General features: G+C 63.3%; 2 protein-coding genes. Both read right to left on the reverse strand.

Translation table 11 applies throughout. The features are described from left to right. Positions 1-1311 (reverse strand): condensation domain-containing protein (locus QRN34_RS13995; protein WP_285405309.1); only part of this gene is annotated, 1311 nt, incomplete at its 3' end. Next, positions 1308-1522 (reverse strand): phosphopantetheine-binding protein (locus tag QRN34_RS14000; protein WP_285405311.1); only part of this gene is annotated, 215 nt, incomplete at its 5' end. The genes QRN34_RS13995 and QRN34_RS14000, both read right to left, overlap by 4 nt.

Consider the following 1522-nt stretch of genomic DNA (forward strand, 5'->3'; position numbering starts at 1 on the left):
CAGCCGGCGATCGGGCTCGATGGCCACCTCCTCCAGCAACCGGGACAGCCGCTGGGCCATCCGCGCCACGGTCGCCTCGTCGAACAGGTCAGTGGCGTATCCCAGGCTAATCCGAAGGCCAGCGGGTTGCCCCTTGTCGTTCTGATTCTCGACAAAGCTGAAAACCAGATCGTGCTTCGCGGGCGAGAACTCCAACGAATGTGCCGTTACCCTCAGGTTGATCAGCTCGTAACTGGGCCTCGCGTTGTTGTTCATGACAAGAGCGATTTGGAACAACGGATGCCGGCCTGCTACACGGGTCGGGTTGAGCAGATCCACAAGGCGGTCAAACGGAAGTTCCTGATGGTTCAGTGCGCCTAGGTCGACATGCCTTGTTCGCGACACCAGCTCGCGGAAGCTCGGGTTGCCCGAGGTGTCGGTTCGCAGCACGAGCGGGTTGACGAAGAAACCGACAAGATCGACCAGGGCATCGTCCTGGCGGCCGGCGACGGAGGTGCCCAGCGGGATGTCCTCGCCGGCACCCAGACGGGTGAGCAACGCGGCGACGGCCGCGTGCAGGACCATGAACAGGCTGGCGTTCTGCCCTCGCGCGAGTTCCAGCAAGTGGCGATGGGTCCGGACATCAAGCTCGGCACTGACATGGCCGCCGCGATAACTGGGGTGAACCGGGCGTGTGCGATCTACCGGCAGGTCCAATTGCTCAGGCAGGCCTGCAAGCGCGTCTCTCCAGTAGTTCACTTCAGCACCGATGGCGCTATCCGGATCGGACTCCTGGCCGAGCCACTCGTGCTGCCAGAGGGTGTAGTCCACATACTGGACGGGCAAGGGAGCCCAGCCCGGAGCGCGGCCCTCGCAGCGGGCGGCATAGGCCTGGGCGAGGTCGCGGGCCAGCGGGGCCCAGGAATCGCCATCGCTGGCGATGTGATGGATCAACAGCAACAGGACGTGCTGATCATTGCCGAGGGCAAGAAGCGTTACATGGATCGGCATTTCCTGGGACAGATCGAAGGGCCGGTGGGCGGCTTCATGCAGACACGCATCGAGCTGGCCCTCGTCAACGTTGATCACCTCGAATGGAACAGCTGCCGCTGCCGGGTCGAGCACGCGTTGTTCACCGTGGCCGTCGGTATTCGAGAAGACGGTGCGCAGGCTTTCGTGCCGACCCACGACATCGTCGAGCGCGGCATGCAGCGCGGCGATCACCAAAGGACCTTCTAGGTGGAGAGCTAGAGGGATGTTGTAAAGCGGACCCGGCCCTTCGAGCTGGTGGAGGAACCACAGGCGTTGCTGGGCGAAGGACAGCGGAATCATTCGACACTCCCGATAGGGCGTTGCATACGATGTAGTGGGGAACGAGCGGGACGTCCTTCGCTGAGCCGCGTGGCGAACTCGGCGATCGTCGAGGCCTCAAACACCGCGCCGACCGGCAGTTCGATATGCAGTACCGAACGGATGCGGCTGATGAGTCGGGTGGCGAGCAGGGAGTGGCCACCGAGGTCGAAGAAGGACTCGTCGATACCGA

It is taken from the genome of Luteibacter sp. ME-Dv--P-043b (assembly GCF_030209605.1).
Classification (GTDB): Bacteria; Pseudomonadota; Gammaproteobacteria; order Xanthomonadales; family Rhodanobacteraceae; genus Luteibacter.